Genomic DNA, 17386 nt, shown 5'->3' with positions numbered 1-17386 from the left:
TGCATCCGCTTGGCAGAATTGGCGAACCGTCGGATGTAGCTGCGGCTATCGAATGGCTCCTTGATCCCGCGCAAAGCTGGATCACGGGGATGGTCATTGCCGTGGATGGCGGTTTAAGTACGATTCGATCCCGATCTGTGTGAGTCTCACCCGATGGGCGTATCGCTACAACGACGTCCCATTGTGGCTGAAAGCCGATGGGATCAAAATTGGTGTAGAATTGCGGGTAATCTGACCAGCCATAGATTATGCGAATTCATCGGCTCTTTCGTCAGCTATGGGTCAAGCGGCCAGTTGAGACCGTGTTCCCTTTTTTCGAGCGTCCTGAAAACCTGGCGGAGATCACTCCCCCAGAATTAGGTTTCGAATTACTCACGCCGTCTCCCATCCCCATGCACATGGGGGCGTTGATTGATTACAGAATTCGACTTCTTGGTGTGCCTGTCCGATGGACGACCTATATCGCGGCCTATGATCCCCCGCTGTATTTTGTAGACGTCCAACTCCGAGGCCCTTATAGCTTTTGGCATCACACGCACCGATTTGAGCCGCATGAAGGAGGGACGTTGATCACGGACGAGGTGCTTTACGTGTTACCTCTTGGCCCGATCGGTGATCTCGTCCATCGGCTGTGGGTTGAGCGAGCGCTCCGTCACATCTTCGATTATCGCGAGCGCCGACTTACGGCGTTGTTCAATTACTCGTGATGGTTTGGGAAAATCTGTCCCGGTCCCCATCCCAACTTCCGCAAGCGCTTCATCTGGGGCTCGAGCGATTTCGCCTTCGCACGGCTTCTTTATACGCTCCTTCAAACCGGCGTTTTCGCTCCATATGCTCCACGATGGGGTGAGGGTAATCCACCCCGATTCGCACGCCATAATACTTCTGTTCGGCGTGGGTCATTGACCAAGGCTCATGTAGGTGATCAATCGGAAGATGCCGCAACTCCGGCACCCATCGGCGAATATAGGCCCCATCAGGATCGTAGCGTCGAGACTGCAAGAGGGGATTGAATATCCGAAGCGGCATAGCGTCAACTCCTGTAGATGCTATCCACTGCCAATTCCCGTTGTTGGCGGCCAGCTCGCCGTCGAGCAACTTGCTGCGAAAATACCGCTCGCCCCAGCGCCAATCAATGTGCAGGTCCTTGACCAGAAATGATGCGGCGACCATGCGCGCTCGATTGGGAAGATAACCCGTTGCATTGAGCTCGCGCATGGCCGCATCTACGAACGGGTATCCCGTGCATCCTTCGCACCAAGCGCGAAAATAGTCTTCCCGGTTCTCCCAGGGAAAATCCTCCAGCTCCGCCCGGAAGCTGTGCTCGACGACATGTGGAAAATGCCAGAGTACGTGTTGAAAGAATTCCCGCCACGCGAGTTCGGCGATGAACTTTTCCGCAGAAGCCCGCGCTGTCGCCTCGCAGCCGGGATCGTGGAGCATGGCAATTGTGTCCGCATAGATGCGCCGAATCGAAATAGTGCCAAAACGCAGATGTGGGCTCAGGCGACTCGATCCTTCGGGATGCGCTGGGAAGTCGCGCGTTTGTTTATAGTGCCATAGAGCCGTATTGCGGAACTTCTCCCAACGATCATGAGCGGCGCTGGTCCCAGGTTCTACAGCCACACGTTGGATGGTAACAGGTTTTCCCAAGCGCTCTGCCGTCGGCAGGGGATCTGAGGTGAGCCCTGGCATCATCGGTAAATGCTCCGGCGCGCCGTAAGGCAGGACTTTGGGCTGTTGGGTCCAGGCGCGATAGAAATGGCCAAAGACCGTAAAGGGAGCGCCGTTGCTCGTCGCAATATCCCAGGGCTCGACGAGAACGTGGTCTTTGAAGGAGTGAACCTCGATGTCATAACGGCGGGCAAGCGCCTCGACGCGCGCGTCCCGCTCGCGGGCATAGGGTTCATAATCGCGATTGTAGTAGAGGGCGATCGGCTGAAGCTGTTGAAAGAGCTGCTCGAAAACCTCCTCTGGGTGTCCATAGAGGATGATGAGATGATTCCCGAGGCAGCGAAGTTGGGCATCAAGGTCATCAAGACAAGCGGCTTGAAAATTAAAGATCGCCCCGTCGGAAGGAAGCTCGGCGATGAGGCGTTGATCCACGATGAACAGGCAAACGATAGGAACATGCTCTAACGCGGCGTGCCAGAGGGCCGCGTGATCATCCGTGCGCAAGTCGCGTCGGAACCACACGATGATGGGGCGGGGACACTGGCCCTTCATGATCGCTCTTTATGGCGAGGTTTGCTGAGTCTTTCCATTTGTTGCCTTGCTCGCGCACTCAAAATCTCGGACAGGTGCGCTTCACTTTCCCAGGGCTGATCACTCATGAGCTATTTCACTCCTCGGACACGAAGACTCACCGGAAGCGCTTTGTCCACGAGGTGGCGAGGGATCACGGACACGCTGACCCACGCATTGACATGCCGAGCGGCAGCCGCTCTCATTGTTGGTGATTACTTTGACGGCGGCAACTTCTCCCCCACACAAGAACGGGGTATGACTGCCGACCTTCTTAGGGCCGACGGGCGTGAGATTGGCGGCTTCAGCTATGGCTGCAGCTGCCTCAATCATAATGGCCAACCCTCGCGTCTCGATCATCTCGAGCACTTTCGTCGCTTGTCTCACCTTGCACTCGATCAATCCCTTCGCCTCTCTCGCACCATTTACATCCGGTGGCTCCCCACTGACAAGGATGCCCGTGCTGTCTTTGCTGGGGTACTCCAAATACCTGAGCTTGCTCGTCCCATTCACTGAATCGACTCTTGGTATTGGAGCGCTTCCTCGATTGCCTCGACGATTGGCTCGGCCAACTCTCGGTACGCGAGCTTTCGGCGTAGCTTTTGATCTCGTACTGCTCACCCAGAGGTCTCTTTGATTGCAATTTTCGCGCCTTTTCTTCACTCTCGTCATGAAGCCCTCTGCGATACTGCGTGCGAATTTCCGCATGCGACCATCGTGCTCCGCTATCGGAAGGATTCTCGCACATGGCGGATGGGGATTGTCAGGAGGATCCGCCTTTTGATATTTTGGAAGCCCATGCGCGTCTGTCTCGTGGTCAATCCACAGGCTGGGCGAGGGCGAGCGGGACGATTTGCTTTGCGCGTGTGGGCGCTCTTGCGGAGGGCGTTTCGCGATCTGGAGTTGGCGTTGAGCCAGAGCGCGCGTCATTTGACGGAGCTAGCGGAAGAGGCTGTGAGCGCAGGATACGATTTGCTCGTTGGATGTGGAGGCGACGGTACGGTGCATCATCTGCTGGCGCCGATCTCGGGAAGCTCGATGAAATTGGGCATTATTCCAATGGGGAGCGGGAACGATCTGGCGCGTAGCCTCCGCCTCCCGAATGATTACGGCGCGGCGTGTGAGATCATCGCTCGCGGACGGACTCGGGTTCTTGATCTAGCGCGTATCGGAGATCGGTTCTTCGCCTCTGTGGCGAGCGTGGGCCTCAGCGCCGAGGTCAATCGGCTTGCAAATGCTCAAACTCCGAGTGTCTTCGGGGGGCGATGGCGGTATCTGGGAGCGCTCTTCCGAGAGCTTCGCTCATATGCGCCGCGTTCGCTGCATCTTTGGGTAGATGGACGCGAGCTGGAGCGCGAAGTGGTGCTCGCCGCTGTGGGCAACGGGGCATTCTTCGGAGGAGGATTCAAAATCCTTCCCGATGCGGAGGTGGATGATGGATGGCTTGATCTCTGTCTCGTGAATCGCCTGGATCGGTTTCGGATCCTGCGGGCCATTCCTTCCGTGTATCGCGGGCGCCATCGGGAGCATCCAGCGGCGGAATTTTACCGCGCGCGGCGGATTCGGATTCTCTCGCCTGAGCGGCTGTCGGTTTTCGCCGATGGGGAATATGTTCAAGAGACGCCCGTGGCGATCGAGATCGTTCCTCGCGCTATCCGCGTCATTGTCCCATGAGGAGGGCCATGCGCACACCGTTTTACGAATGGGAAGCCGCTTTCGGCGCGCGATTTGAAGAGGAGGGTGGATGGATCGTTCCATTCGAGTATTCCTCCGTTGAGGAGGAACATCGGGCGATTCGTGAGGCCGTCGGGCTTCTGGATCTCAGCGGGAGAGGGCGCATTCTTGTTCGAGGCCGAGAGAGCGCGCGCTTTTTACAAAGCATGCTCTCCAATGACATCGCCCATCTACCGGCCGGGCGTGGTGTGCCGGCGACCTTGTTGACGAACAAGGGGCGAATGATTGGCCTCATGCGCGTGTACAATCTCGGCTCGGAGTATCTGCTCGACGTCGAACCACGAGCAGCCGAGAAGACATTGCGGACGCTTCAGGAATATAAGATGGCTCTGCGCGTGGAGATCGAAGAGGTGACGGATTCGCTCGTCGCGCTCTCCCTACAGGGGCCAAAGGCGCGTGAGCTCCTCTCGACCGTTCTCGGCGGAGATCTCGCGCTCGGGTGTGACGGCGAGATCACCCTCTATTCAATCGAGAAAGTCATCGCTCAAGAGGGAGGAGAGATTGACCCCGCAGCACGTCCGAGCGTTTGGATCGCGCGCGCGAGCCATACGGGCGAGGAGGGATATGACGTATTCATGGAGCGCGCGGTGGGGCCGGTGATGTGGCGCGCCTTCTGGCGCGTGGGAGAGGGATTCGGGCTTCGGGCCGTTGGATTTCGTGCGCTCTTTGTGCTGCGGTTAGAGGCCGGGATCCCTTGGTACGGCTACGATGTGGATGAGACGACGATCCCGCTGGAGGCCGGCTTGGAATCGGCGATCAGCTTCACCAAAGGGTGCTATATCGGTCAGGAGACGATTGCGATGATTCGCTATCGTGGGCATATCAATCGAAAACTCGTAGGGCTTCGATGCCGGGGAGATCGGATTCCTAATCCAGGGGATCGCATAGTGGAAGGGGATACAGAAGTCGGGCGCATCACGAGTGCCGCGTTCTCGTTCTCGTTGCGAGCCCCTATTGCGCTCGGCTACGTGAAATGCGCGTGGGCGGAGCCGGGAACGCGCCTTCGCGTGAAGGCGAAGGATGCGGACGTCGAAGCGGAGGTTCATCCGCTCCCGTTCATCTCAAAGAGCGAAGAACAGGCGCGTGCATGAGATCTCGCGCGAGGCGACGGGCATGAAGGTGAAACCGACCAGCGAGGTGCTCGAACCCATATCGCTTTCGAGATGGGGGAAACTTCCGTCCTTCGGCACGCGGCCTCTGCCCGATTTCCCAGGATGGTGGATGATGCTTGGCCCGGGTGTCATCTGGATGGCGCTCGCACAAGGCAGCGGAGAGTTGATTTGGTGGCCGCGATTGGTCGCCAAGTACGGGACGGGCTTCCTCTTTCTGCTGATTCCGGCGTGTCTGCTGCAATTTCCGCTCAACTACGCCATCGGACGGTACACGCTTCTGACGGGCGAGAGCATTTGGCAGGGATTCATTCGGTTGAACCGTTGGTTTGCCTTGGGCTTGTGGCTCTTGATGACGGTGCATTTCCTGTGGCTTGGTGCGTTCGTCACGGCCGGAAGCACGGGCATAGCGGCGCTTTGGGATTTCCCGTCGGGATGGGATCAAGCGGAGAAGACGCTACTGTGGTCGTGGCTCACTGTGTTCATTCTCTTTCCAGCCTTGCTCCTCAGTCCGACGGCGTATCGGCTCATCGAGCGCTTCATGCTGGGGATCGCTGTCGTTACCGTCGTGGGCCTAGTGATCTCATGTTTGCAGCCGAGCGTGCGGGCGGTCGTGCTGGATTTCGTCCGGGGGATCGTGCGCCCGCATTTCCCCCCATTTGCGGAGTTGCCGCGTCCGTGGGAGGAGCAAGACGCGACGCCCCTTTTGACGGCGGTCACGTTCGCCGGCTTGGGGGGATTCTGGATGCTGTTCTACTCCTATTGGCTTCGAGAGAAAGGTGCGGGGATGGCCGCACATATGGGCCACATCACGAGCCCATTGACGGGGAAGCCGGAAATGATCCCCCTCGCTGGTCATTTGCCCGAAGCGAGAGCCGAACTGCGAGAGCGCTGGCGGAGATGGCGGCTCTACTTGTGCGTGGACAGCTTCATCGCGATCGTCGGAAATGCGCTGACGACGCTGTTGACCTGTTTGCTGGCTTTCGCTCTGCTTTACCCACGAGGGCTCGTTCCGGAGGGATGGGAATTGGTCGTGCATCAGATGCAATTTTTCGAGGTCAGTTGGGGGAGCGTGGGAAAGGTGCTCTTCGCGCTGATGGCCGCAGCCTTTCTCAGTGATACGTGGTTGACGACGCTCGATGCCACGAGCCGCGTGCATACGGATTTCGCGCTCACGTATTTCCCGAAGGCTCGACGTTATCATCCGCGCACGTGGTACTATGGGATCGCTGCGGGGTTGACGGTCGTCACGGTCGTCACGATGCATTTCGCGAGTCCGGCGGAGTTGATTCTCGTGACGGCCGTATTGGGATTTCTTGGGACGATCATCTTCACCGGCGCTCTTCTATGGCTCAATTACCGATGGCTTCCGACGCGCTTGCCGGAGCCGGTGCGTCCTGGCCGTGCCGGAGCGCTGCTGCTTGGGTTTGCATGGGTGGTGTATTTGCTTCTGGCGGGTCTTTACATCTGGCTTCAATGGCTTCGATGAGCGAAGATGTCTGATCTGGCTGGCGGGAAGAGAGGGACGTCGAAGGCGCTTGCGATCCTCGATGGCGGGATACTCGCGAGCTTGGTGCTTTTTGCATTTGCAGCTCCGCATTCGATCGCGGTGACGCAGGGAGCCTTTCTTCTTGGCATGGTCCTATGGGGGGCTCGGATTGCGCTGCGCCGCTCCTTCGACTATCGGCCTATGGTCCTCGCGCTCCCGATCCTCATCTTCGTTGGCTTGAGTCTATTGGCGGCGATCTTCTCGTACGAACCAGCCTTGAGCAGGCTGAAGCTGCGGAGCGTGGCGCTCTTTCTCATCGTTTTCCTCGTCGCTCAGAATCTCCCGAATCTGAGCTGGGGGAAACGACTGGCGCTCATTTTGGTCGCCTCTTGCTTCCTCAATGTGGGGTACGTCTTCTGGCAGAAAGCTACCGGGCGCGGAGTGCGCGTGCTAGAGATCGCCGAGGAAAGTCCGCTGCGTCTGGCGGGGATTGAGCCGGGCGATGTCCTTCTCGAGGTGGAAGGACGGACCGTCTCTTCACTCGAAGACGTAGCGGCTTCGATTGCTCCTCGAAGAGGGGAGCGCGTTCGGCTCTTCGTATTCCGGCCAGAGATCTACAGACATCGCGAGGTCTTCGTCCCGCGGGATGCGCCTGCGGAGAACCCTCTCCAGATTCGCCGATGGGAGCCGTGGAAGCACTTTCGCGCATCGGGGTTCTACGGGTGGAACTATTTCACATATGCCGAGGTCGTGCAGCTCATCGGATCGCTCCTGTTGGGACTCTTCCTCATGTTTCCGCGAAAGCGTAGCCTCCTCGGCCTACTGGCCGTGCTTGGGATCGCAGCGATCGGGTATGTCCTTCTGCTCACGGTCACCCGAGCGGCGTGGGGCGCATTCGCCCTCTCAGCGTTCGTCATGCTTCTTTACCGTTGGAGGAAGAAGGCGTTGGTGATCGCGCTTGTGGCCCTCGCGCTGGCGGCCCCTGTGGGCGTGCGGTTCTTGCAGCAGATTCGGTCCATCCCGCTCATCTCTGCACGAGAGCCGAGTACGGCCTATCGCCTCACGGTGTGGCGAGAGGGCGTGCATTTGCTCTTCAGCCGCCCGAAGCATTGGTTCCTGGGCATTGGCATGGACAGTCTCAAAGCGCGTTGGCGAGAGTGGGGGATGTTCCAAGGAGGCCGGCTCCCGCTCGGACATATGCATTCGAGTCCGCTGCAAATCGCATTGGAGCGCGGGCTCCCAGCGCTGCTTTGTTGGCTCTGGTGGTTCGCCCGCTACCTTCAGCTCCTCTGGCGCGGGGTGCGGTCCGAGGCGGTGAATCGAGATCCGACCGTCGCGGGAATCTATCTCGGGACATTGGGGGGAACGATCGGCTTCCTGGCCAGCTCACTCGTGCACTATAACTTCGGCGATTCGGAGGTGATCATGATCGTCTATTTCCAGATGGGCCTCATCGAAGGATTTCATCGTCTGCTGCGCGAGAGGGAGAGCGGGTGAGCCTGTAGCGCGAAGTCGCCGGAGGAAGGAGATCGGCGCGTGAGTCGTTTCCGGCCTTTGCGTCTTCGAGAAGCTTTGGTAGAATGTGCGCGAGCATCGCAAGGAGATACGTCATCCGATGGGGGAGGAGACTATGCGGAAACGGAGAAGATGGGAAACGGGCGCTTTTATTTTTCTTTTGGTCATCGCGTTCGGACGCGGACCGGCAGTGAGCGCCCAACAAGAGGCGACGACGGCCGAACAAGATCTGCAGCGCGGCCGCGTCCTGTTTTATCAGCAGAACTATTCAGGGGCCATCGAAGTGCTCAAGCAGGCGATTGCGAAGAAGCCGGATCTGGCCGAAGCCCATTATTTCCTGGGCATGAGCTATTATCGCCTCGCCGACTACGCGCAAGCCGAAGCGGCGCTGCGCACAGCGCTCAAGCTCAAGAACGAGAATTATCCCGAGGCGCATTTCGGGATGGGGATGATTCACTTCCGCAAGCGCGAAGTGGATCTAGCCGTGCGGGAATTTCAAACGGCTATCGAACAACGTGGTGGGAACTATCCCGACGCCTTCAATGTCCTCGGGGTCATCTATTATGGGCAACGGCGGTTCGCGGACGCGATTCAGAGCTTTCGGAAGGCGATCGAACAACGGCCCGAGGGACCAGAGGTCTATTTCAATCTCGGCATGGCCATCGAGCAAGAATTGGTGGAAGGAGCAGGCCAACAAGCGGCATCCGGCCTGACATGGAACGATGCCATTTCGGCTTATCGAAAGGCCATTGAGCAACGCGGTACGTATCCGTTGGCGCAGCGGGCCCTCGGCCTCGCCTTAATTGGCGTGGATAATGAAGCGGCCATCACGGAGCTGGGCGTCTATGTGCAGCAAGTCCCGCAGGCGCAAGATCGCTTGCAGATTGAAGAGATCATTGATCTGCTCAAGAAGCCGGATGATCCAGCCGCTGTAGCTGAGGAATTAGGGAAGGTTCCGCGGGTGAGCAAGGTCGTGCCTGTCCGTCTGACCGAGGAGGCGATGAGGAACAAGGTGCAGGGGAGTGTGGTTCTCTCCGTGCTCTTCTGCTATGACAAACGGGCGCGTGTGGTGAAGGTCGTCAAAGGACTCGGCTATGGCTTGGACGAAGCCGCTATCGAAGCGGTGCGTCGCGTGCAATTCGAGCCCGCTGTCGTCGGTGGTCGTCAGGTGTCCGAACGCCGTTTGGTGAAGATTGAGTTCAAGAGCTGAGGCGCGGTCCTCCTTTCTCTCGCCCAAGGGGAAGGGGGACGCGTCAAGCGCGAAGCCTCCAAGTGGCGCGAGGCGGTGATCCTTCCATCGCGCGCCGTTCATGATCCTGTCTTGAAAGAGCCCATCCCCAGCGAAAGCGAGGGATGAAGCTGGCCGCCTATGACCCCGTGCGGCTATAATCTCCGCTGAGGTGATGATCGCCATGGCGGGGAAGGGGGAGGAGCCCGGCGCTGCGCTCCTGATCATTCGAGGAGAGCGGGAAGAGCGACTCATCGAGTTGGGAGAACGAACGCTTCGCGTTGGTCTGATCGACAACGGGCAGTTGGAGGTGAGCGCGAGCGAAGAGGTCCCTTCGGACTCCGTCCTGGTTACGATCGCTCGGACGGAGCGAGGCTATGTCCTGACGCCCTCACCGACTTCTCCTCCGATCGAGGTGAATCGTCTTCCGCTGCAGGGGGAGGCGATGCTTCAGGATGGCGACCAGATCACGTTCGCGGGCATCTCCGCTCAGCTCGAATTTCGCGTGCGTCGCGAGCGGTGGGCGCACTTGAAGAGAGCGCTCCGGTGGGAATATGCCGAGCGCGAGCTGCGTCGCTGGCTGTCGCATGATCGGACGATGCGAAGGAAAGCCCTCGTCATCGTGGCTCTCCTTCTGGGACTCGTCTTCTCGATGTGGTTCATAGTCAACGAATATTCTCTCCGCGTGGGGATCGGAGAGTTGAACGAACGGTTGCGGCAGCAAGAGAGCACGTTGTCGCGCGTGAGCGAGGAGGTGGGAGAGATCAAACGGAAGCTCGATCTGCTCGCGTCGAATGTCGAAGGGGAACTGACGATGGCTGGGCGCATCTCCAACACCTACGGCTCGAGCGTGAGTCTGATCGAAGCTACCTATGGGTTCGTCGAACAAGGAACGGGGAAAGTCCTGCGCTATGCTGAGACGACGGAAGGAGGGATCGCAATCACGCACGGAGAGGAGCGCTTCCAAGTGACGACGGAGGGGAATGGCCCGGCGGTGGAGGAGACGGTCATCGGGACGGGATTTCTGGTCGCGCGCGGCTACCTGCTCACGAATCTTCATGTAGCGCGTCCGTGGTGGCAGAACGAGGCGGCTGAGCAAATCGTCGGTATGGGATTTCGTCCTCGGCTATTGGCGCTGAACGCGTATTTCCCGACGATTCCAACGCCAGTGCCCTTGGAAGTCACGCGGGTCTCCGAGGAGTACGATCTTGCGCTCTGTCGGTTGGGGCGTCTGGATGTGAATTTGCCCATCCCGCCTCTGGCCAATGAAGAGGTCAAGGTGGAGGTCGGCCAAGCGGTCATCTTGCTCGGCTACCCGGCAGGCATCGAAGCCTTGCTCGCGCGCCTCGATGAGAGTGTGGCGCGGCAGATCATCACGGCGACTGCCATGCGCATTCCCGACGTCACGCGCGAGTTAGCGACGCGTGGGCTGATTCGCCCGATGGTGACTCAGGGGCATGTGAGCGCTCGTCTTCCCGGGCGCATCGTCCACGATGCCGCGACGACGACGGGTGGTTCCGGGGGTCCGCTCTTCAATCGGAACGGCGTCGTCATCGGCATCAATTACGCCGTGCTGCGGGAGTTCTCGGCTTCGAACCTGGCCGTGCCCGTCACGCTCGCGCGTCAGCTCTTGCGCGAGCAAGGGATTATCCCCTGAGTTGGTCGTATGCGACGAGGGACGAAGCCTCACTTCTGCGAGTTTTCACCCATAGGGATGGGCGAGGATTCGCCCACGCCCATCTGGCGCGTCCGATCGAGAGGACGCGCATCTTCTTCTCGAAACGGACCTTCGATCGATCGGTCCCGGGATCTCTGGTTGGCACGCGAGTTGCTTTCCGAGCGTGTGCGAACTTTTGAGCAGGAGGGATGACGATGCGGTTGATAAAGCTTTTGATGGCGATCTTCATCACGGCTTTGATCGGCTTCTTGATGCTGGCTTCCGAGCCAGTCGCGAAGCAGGAGTACACGAAGAAAGAGAAGAAGCCATGCACCTATTGTCATACGTCGAAGAATCCGAAGGACTATTCGGACAAGGACTTGAACGACGCAGGCAAGTACTACAAGGAGAAGAAGACGCTCGAGGGGTACAAGGAGAAGAAATGAGCATCACGGGCATGAGCGCCCCCGTCGGGCGCGAATAGCTCGTGATCGGAGATGGATGACCGAAGGATTGAGTTAATGAGGGGAGTTTTTCATCGTCCGGTGAGACATTCGGAAGCGATGGAGATGACTCACGCGTCGCGCGAAAGATGGGCGCGCGCGCTACTGCCCCATTTACTGATGCCGTTGGGCGGGGCTGGCGTCTTCCTCCTCTTGCAGTGGCGCGCTGTGTTGGCACCGCTCGAGAGCGAGACGCCACTCGTCGTGCTCGCACTCATTCACTACATTGGGGCGGCCGTGTTCCATCTGACGTATCTGTATCAACGGGAGACGTTGCTCGAACGATTGGGGCTATGGGTGACGGCGATTGGGTTCGGCCTGAACGTAGCGGCTTGGGGGACGCGCGGGCTCATCGTCGGGTATTATCCCCTCAGCAATTTGTATGACACGGCGCTCTTCTTCGCGCTTGCGACAGCGGCGGCGAGTCTCATCGCGACGTTCTCTTCACGACAGCACCTAATCGGGGCGCTCACGATGCCGATGGCCGTGTTGTTGCTGGTCTTGGGACTCCTCTATGGGAATGAAGCCCAAGACCTCCCGCCCGTACTCGTCAGCTATTGGCGGCCGATCCACGTGACGCTGGCGATGGCCGGTTATGGCGTGTGCGCCCTGAGTTTCGTCACGGCCTTGCTCTACCTGTTGAAAGATCGCGTGCGTTTGGAGTTGATCGCGGTTTTCGCAGTGGTGATTCCGGTGCTCACGTATGCGCTGATCTCCGATGGCTCCATCCTCACGCAGGGGGTCTTCTTCGTGAATCTCCTCTTGGACGGACAGCGCATCCCGATGGACCCGGAGAATCGGGAACTTCTGCGAGCGAGCGTTCCACAGGTCGGGAGGCTCTTCCTCGGAGCGTTCGTCGGATCAGTCTTCGCTCTGATCGCTTTCGCGCTCTATCTCTTCACGCGACATCCGTTCTTGCGGATGATCGGGCATTGGGCGACGCGTCTGACCTTCCTCGTACAAGGGGCGGGCGCCTTCTGGTTGCTCGTCCAGCTTCGGCGTCCGCATGATGTCATCGCGCTCATTGATCCCGCCCAGCGGAATGTGATCCCGGAGGCGTGGCTGCAGCAGTTCGGCACCCGATTGGAGATGCGCGCGCAGGGGAGCGGGATCGAGATCGCCGCGATCTTCGCTGCCCTGGCGCTCACAGGATTCATCGCGCTCTTCGGTTGGAAATGGGATCGGCTCTCGGAGGCCCTTCCGTCGCTCGAAGTGCTCGATCGGCTCACCTATCGCGCGGTGACGCTCGCCTTTCCACTTTTGACGCTCATGGTGATCACGGGCGCGGTATGGGCGAACGAATCCTGGGGCCGATACTGGGGATGGGATCCCAAGGAGACGTGGGCGCTCATCACGTGGCTCTTTTATGCCACGTTCTTGCACACGCGCATCACGCATGGATGGAAAGGACGCCGGAGCGCGGTATTGGCGGTCCTCGGATTCGTCGCCGTCATGTTCACCTATCTCGGGGTGAGCTTTTTGCTCCCCGGATTGCATTCCTACGCTGGGGGGCCGCAGCGCTATGGGCCGATCGCGTGAGCGGCCCCTTCGCCCAGACGTTCAAAAACGGGGATAGATGACGACGCGGCGGAAGGGATCTTGCCCCTTGCTCTCGGAGATGAGGCCGTAGCGTTGGACCAGCTCATGCTGCAATCGCCGAATGTACGCGCTTTGCGGGGAGAGTTCGACCGGTCGCCGATGCGCGATGACCTCAGCCACGGCCTCTTCGACCTCCTCTAATGCCCGCTGCTCTTCAGGCGAAAGCTCCTCCTTCGGAGCGTGCAGACCGAACTCCTCCATCAGGAAATTCCGCACCTGCGTGGTCGTGTTGCTCTTGAGGGCGACGATTGGGATATTCCACTGAGCCGCTTCGCGAAAGCGTTGCGTACCCGTGCGCGCATGAGATTTGAGCGTGAGCACGACGTCTGCTTGCTTCACATCGGTGGTGACGGCAGCTGGAACACCCAGCTCGTGGATCGCGCGCTCGATCTTATCGCGGCTGACGGCATAGGGGAAGATCTTGAGGACGCGTTGGCCACTCGGAGCGGCCGGCGCGACGGCGGGACGCTCTTCCGGCGGGGGAGGTGGAGCAGTCTCTCGCAAGATCTCGATCTCGCCACTTGGTTTCCGAAGGCGAAGTTCCGGACGCGAGGGAAGGCCTCGCAGCAAGCGATCCACGACCGTGGCGACGTCATGATGAACGGCTAAGCGATCTTTGTCCTGAATTTCGATGAGCACGTCGAAAGTGGGCGGGGCCTTGCGTTCCAGCACGGTCTTTTGTGTTCCGCGTCGCTTGGCTTCCTCGTCGCTGAGCGTGACGGCTTGGATGCCTCCGACCAGATCGCAGAGTGTCGGGTTCATGAGGAGGTTCTCCAAAGAATTCCCGTGCGCCGTCGCGATCAATTGCACGCCGCGCTCGGCAATCGTGCGAGCGGCGAGCGCCTCAGCCTCAGTCCCGATCTCGTCAATGACGATTACCTCAGGCATGTGGTTCTCGACGGCCTCGATCATCACAGCATGCTGCAGCTCCGGCGAAGGGACTTGCATGCGACGTGCGCGCCCAATGCCCGGATGCGGGATGTCGCCATCGCCCGCGATCTCGTTCGAGGTGTCTACGACCATCACCCGCTTACCCAACTCGTCGGCGAGCACGCGCGCCGCTTCGCGTAGGAGCGTCGTCTTCCCGACGCCCGGTTTCCCGAGCAGCAGGATGCTCTTGCCCGATCGAATGACATCCTTGACGATGTCTACCGTGCCAAAGACAGCGCGCCCGACGCGACAGGTGAGACCGATGATCTCTCCGCGACGATTCCGCAGCGCGGAGATGCGATGGAGGGTGCGTTCGATCCCCGCGCGATTGTCTTTGGTGAACGTCCCGACGCGACTGACAACGAAATGGAGATCCTCGCGCGTGACGGCGTCTTCGCGCAGTGTGATCGAGCGGGAGAGAAAGCGTGCTTCGGGCGGTCGCCCGAGGTCTAGGACCACCTCGATCAGTTCGCTCACATCCGGTTGCTGCACGAGCGCCTCCCGAATCGCCGGGGGGAGGACATCCAACAGCGCATCCAGATCGTCGGCGATTTCTATGCCTCGCTGTCCCATAAGCCCTTCGCATCCGTGGGTTCGTCCACGATCTTATCATAGCGATCTCACCGGAAAATGTCCAAAATGCCGCTCACGCCCGTCGGACTTGTGTGCTATCCTTTGCCCTTATGGAGTTAGCGCTCGACATGTCGTTTCAGCAGATCCGCTATCATGTCGAAGGGATCCTTCGCGCGTTGCAGCTCGATCCGGCGCATGATCCCGAATTGCGGCAAACGCCTGATCGCGTGGCCAAGTGGTATCTGGAGTTCTTCGGTCAGCTCGATCGGGAGGAAGAACCGGATGTCGTTCCCTTGGCTCACGAAGGGGACGCAGAGGAGATGATTCTGGTGACGGGGCTTCCGTTTTACTCTATGTGCGCGCACCATCTTCTGCCGTTCTTCGGCGAGGCACACATCGCTTATGTGCCCGAGCGTGCCCTCTTGGGTCTCGGGAGCATCGGACGACTGCTCGAGCACTATGCGCGTCGCCCACAGCTTCAAGAGCGGCTGACCGAACAAATCGCCGAGGCGCTCATGCGCGCGGCCCGACCCCGAGGAGCGATCGTCCTCCTGAAGGCACGGCAACTCTGTATGGAGATGCGCGGCGCGAAAAAGCCGGGATGGGTGATGACAAGTGCCGCGCGCGGATGCTTCCGGGAATCTCCGTGGCGCGAAGAGTTCTTCCGACGAGTGAGCGAGCGTTGAGGTTTCAAGAAGCGTCGGTCAGCAGCGTCGGATCGAAGCAGACGATAGCCTTGAGGATCTCCGCTCGCGCCATGGCGGCGACGGCGTCGGACACGCGCTCCAGCGGAAACCGATGGATCGGGAGATACTGCGCACGGATGACGCCTCGTTCGATCCAGCGAAGGGCCTCCCGCGTATCTAGGGGACCACAAGAATAACTCGGGATGATGCTGATCTCGTTCATGTAGAGGTGATAGGGCTCGATCGTGAGCTGTTCTTCAGGCGGCAGTGGCGTGAAAAGGATCAGGCGGGCTCCCGGGCCGGCACACGCGATCCCGAGCGCGAAGGCTTCACGTGATCCTGGACCGACAATGACAACGTCCGCTCCGAAACCTTCCGTCAGCTCGCGCACGCGCTCGGGGACATCTTCCCGTTCCGGATTCAGAGCGCACACATCTCCCAGTTGCTCCGCCGCACGGCAGCGGGCATCCAGCCGATCTACGCCAATGAGGGGACGAGCCCCCCAGGCGCGCGCCAACAGTAGGTGCAGCAATCCCATGATCCCTAATCCAATGACGACGATGGCTTCCCCTTCGCGCACGGCCGCTCGTCGAAGCGATTTCACCACGCAAGCGGCCGGCTCAATCAAAACGCCGTCCTCCCAGGCGAGTTGGTCCGGAAGCCTCAACGTGTCCGCCAAGTTCTCTTCCGGGACGAGGAAATATTCGGCCAAGCCACCCGGGATGATTCTCGAGCGTCGCCACGTCGCGCACTGGCTATAGTGACCGCGACGACAGAAGCGGCATTCGAAGCAAGGGGCATGATGATGGACGAAGACACGATCACCGACGCGAACCTCGTGCACCTCGGCGCCCACCCGCGCGACCACGCCGACGGGCTCATGCCCGAAGACCAAAGGGGCTTTCCGGCGGATGTACCAAGGGAGAACATCGCCCGAGCAGATGCCACAAGCGATGGTTCTCACCAGGACCTCGCGCTCGCCCACTGAAGGGACAGCCAACTCCTCCACGCGAATGTCGTGGAGATCGTAAAGGCGTGCGGCACGCATCCGCGAAGGGATAACCGACATGCTCGACGTCGCCTCCGCTGATCTCACGGGATCACGGCGTATTTGATGCAGTTACCTTGCTGCAACAGGGTGAACACTTCCAGAAGGCGCGTGAGCGGATACTCTCCGGTGATGAGACGTCCGACTTCAATCCGTCGCTCGCACAGCAGCTCATACGCTCGTCGCACGGCGCGCTGCGTGTAGTGAAAGGGACTGATCAGCGTGATCTGATCGTAATGGATGCGTCCCGTATCCAGCTCGATCGTCGAACCAGAGGGGCATCCGCCGAAAAGCACGACCTTCCCCCCGCGGCGGACCAAGGTGATGGCTTGTTGCCAGACAGCCGGACGTCCTGTGCATTCGATGACTGTATCAGCCCCTCGCCCGCGCGTGAGGTCGAAGACGGTCTCACGCACATCTTCGCTCTCCGCATCAATGACGCAAGCGGCGCCCAACTCTCGGGCTACGCGGAGTCGAAATGCGCGTCGTCCGGCGATCAGAACGCGCTCCAAACCTAGTGCTCGGAGAAGGAGCAGATGCATCAGGCCAATCGCCCCCGCGCCGATGATGAGAACCGTATCTTCGGGATCGAAGTCGAGATGTTCCAATCCGTGCACGACACACGAGAGTGGCTCCAAGATGGCCGCTTCGTTGAAAGAGAGCGTCGCGGGCTTAGGGAACATGTTCTTCTGCACGATGTGCGCGGGGATTTTGATGTATTCGGCGTAAGCGCCCAGGACCTTCGCCTTCATCGTCAATTCGCAGAGGTTGTCCTGCCCTCGCCGACAATAGTAGCAATAGCCGCACGGGGCCGAATGAACGGACATAACGGCATCTCCTTCTCGGAAATTTCGGACGCCGTGTCCGACTTCGGCGATCTCGCCGGCGAATTCGTGCCCGAAGAGCGTCGGCATAGGCATCTTGGGATGCCCCCGCAAATACGCCTTCAGATCCGTCCCGCAGGTCAACGCGGCGCGAATCTTGACGACGACTTCACCCGGCCCCGGCGTTGGTCTTTCGACCTCCCGCAGCTCCAAAAGGCCCGGTTGCACCAAGACATTCGCCAACATG

15 protein-coding genes and 1 pseudogene are annotated in these 17386 nt (G+C 59.7%); 12 read left to right on the top strand and 4 right to left on the bottom strand.

All coding sequences use genetic code 11. The annotated features are described in order from the left end of the window. Both NZ746_07930 and NZ746_07925 read left to right on the top strand, forming a co-directional pair. A partial coding sequence (locus tag NZ746_07930; GenBank protein ID MCS6817292.1) for an SDR family oxidoreductase occupies positions 1–143 on the top strand: 143 nt, incomplete at its 5' end. A 105-nt stretch (positions 144–248) separates the two neighbouring features. Further along, positions 249–707 (top strand): SRPBCC family protein, encoded by a 459-nt coding sequence (locus NZ746_07925; protein MCS6817291.1) that lies wholly within the window; start codon positions 249–251, stop codon positions 705–707. Between the two features lie 49 nt (positions 708–756). Here NZ746_07925 and NZ746_07920 read toward each other — a convergent pair whose 3' ends face one another. After that, complete coding sequence (locus NZ746_07920) at positions 757–2226, bottom strand: DNA photolyase family protein (protein MCS6817290.1); 1470 nt, start codon at positions 2224–2226, stop codon at positions 757–759. 816 nt (positions 2227–3042) lie between these two features. Between NZ746_07920 and NZ746_07915 the strand changes: the two genes are divergently transcribed. The 9 genes and pseudogenes from NZ746_07915 to ccsA all read left to right on the top strand — a co-directional run bounded on the left by NZ746_07915 (position 3043) and on the right by ccsA (position 13018). Then, a complete protein-coding gene (locus tag NZ746_07915) occupies positions 3043–3918 on the top strand; it encodes a diacylglycerol kinase family lipid kinase (protein MCS6817289.1) in 876 nt (291 codons plus the stop codon). Between the two features lie 8 nt (positions 3919–3926). Beyond that, positions 3927–5069 carry an aminomethyltransferase family protein gene (locus NZ746_07910; GenBank protein ID MCS6817288.1) on the top strand — a complete coding sequence of 381 codons (1143 nt, stop codon included), beginning with the start codon at positions 3927–3929 and terminating at the stop codon, positions 5067–5069. Between the two features lie 22 nt (positions 5070–5091). Then, entirely contained in the window at positions 5092–6576 is a 1485-nt protein-coding gene (locus tag NZ746_07905; protein MCS6817287.1) for an Nramp family divalent metal transporter, read from the top strand. A 6-nt stretch (positions 6577–6582) separates the two neighbouring features. Next, positions 6583–8073 (top strand): O-antigen ligase family protein, encoded by a 1491-nt coding sequence (locus NZ746_07900; protein ID MCS6817286.1) that lies wholly within the window; start codon positions 6583–6585, stop codon positions 8071–8073. Positions 8074–8206: 133 nt separating this feature from the next. Then, positions 8207–9301, top strand: coding sequence for a TonB family protein (locus NZ746_07895; protein ID MCS6817285.1), 1095 nt, complete (start codon positions 8207–8209; stop codon positions 9299–9301). Between the two features lie 202 nt (positions 9302–9503). Beyond that, the gene (locus NZ746_07890; GenBank protein ID MCS6817284.1) at positions 9504–10976 is read left to right on the top strand and encodes a serine protease; all 1473 of its coding nucleotides are present in this window, start codon (positions 9504–9506) and stop codon (positions 10974–10976) included. 215 nt (positions 10977–11191) lie between these two features. Then, entirely contained in the window at positions 11192–11422 is a 231-nt protein-coding gene (locus NZ746_07885) for a hypothetical protein (protein MCS6817283.1), read from the top strand. Between the two features lie 177 nt (positions 11423–11599). Further along, positions 11600–12124 (top strand): annotated as a pseudogene (locus tag NZ746_07880) (cytochrome c biogenesis protein). A gap of 444 nt (positions 12125–12568) precedes the next feature. Then, positions 12569–13018, top strand: coding sequence for a cytochrome c biogenesis protein CcsA (gene ccsA / locus NZ746_07875; GenBank protein ID MCS6817282.1), 450 nt, complete (start codon positions 12569–12571; stop codon positions 13016–13018). A 21-nt stretch (positions 13019–13039) separates the two neighbouring features. Here ccsA and NZ746_07870 read toward each other — a convergent pair whose 3' ends face one another. Next, positions 13040–14581 (bottom strand): AAA family ATPase, encoded by a 1542-nt coding sequence (locus NZ746_07870; GenBank protein MCS6817281.1) that lies wholly within the window; start codon positions 14579–14581, stop codon positions 13040–13042. 128 nt (positions 14582–14709) lie between these two features. Between NZ746_07870 and NZ746_07865 the strand changes: the two genes are divergently transcribed. Further along, the gene (locus tag NZ746_07865; protein MCS6817280.1) at positions 14710–15267 is read left to right on the top strand and encodes a GTP cyclohydrolase I; all 558 of its coding nucleotides are present in this window, start codon (positions 14710–14712) and stop codon (positions 15265–15267) included. A 4-nt stretch (positions 15268–15271) separates the two neighbouring features. On the opposite strand, the gene NZ746_07860 is transcribed toward NZ746_07865, so the two are convergent. Continuing rightward, positions 15272–16336 (bottom strand): alcohol dehydrogenase catalytic domain-containing protein, encoded by a 1065-nt coding sequence (locus tag NZ746_07860; GenBank protein ID MCS6817279.1) that lies wholly within the window; start codon positions 16334–16336, stop codon positions 15272–15274. Positions 16337–16359: 23 nt separating this feature from the next. Beyond that, positions 16360–17385 (bottom strand): alcohol dehydrogenase catalytic domain-containing protein, encoded by a 1026-nt coding sequence (locus NZ746_07855; GenBank protein ID MCS6817278.1) that lies wholly within the window; start codon positions 17383–17385, stop codon positions 16360–16362. Position 17386 lies beyond the last annotated feature (1 nt).

This window comes from Blastocatellia bacterium, assembly GCA_025055075.1.
In the GTDB taxonomy this organism is placed as follows: Bacteria; Acidobacteriota; Blastocatellia; order HR10; family HR10; genus HR10.
The sequence above is the reverse complement of the archived record's forward strand: the minus strand, read 5'-3'. Positions and strand labels throughout refer to the sequence as shown.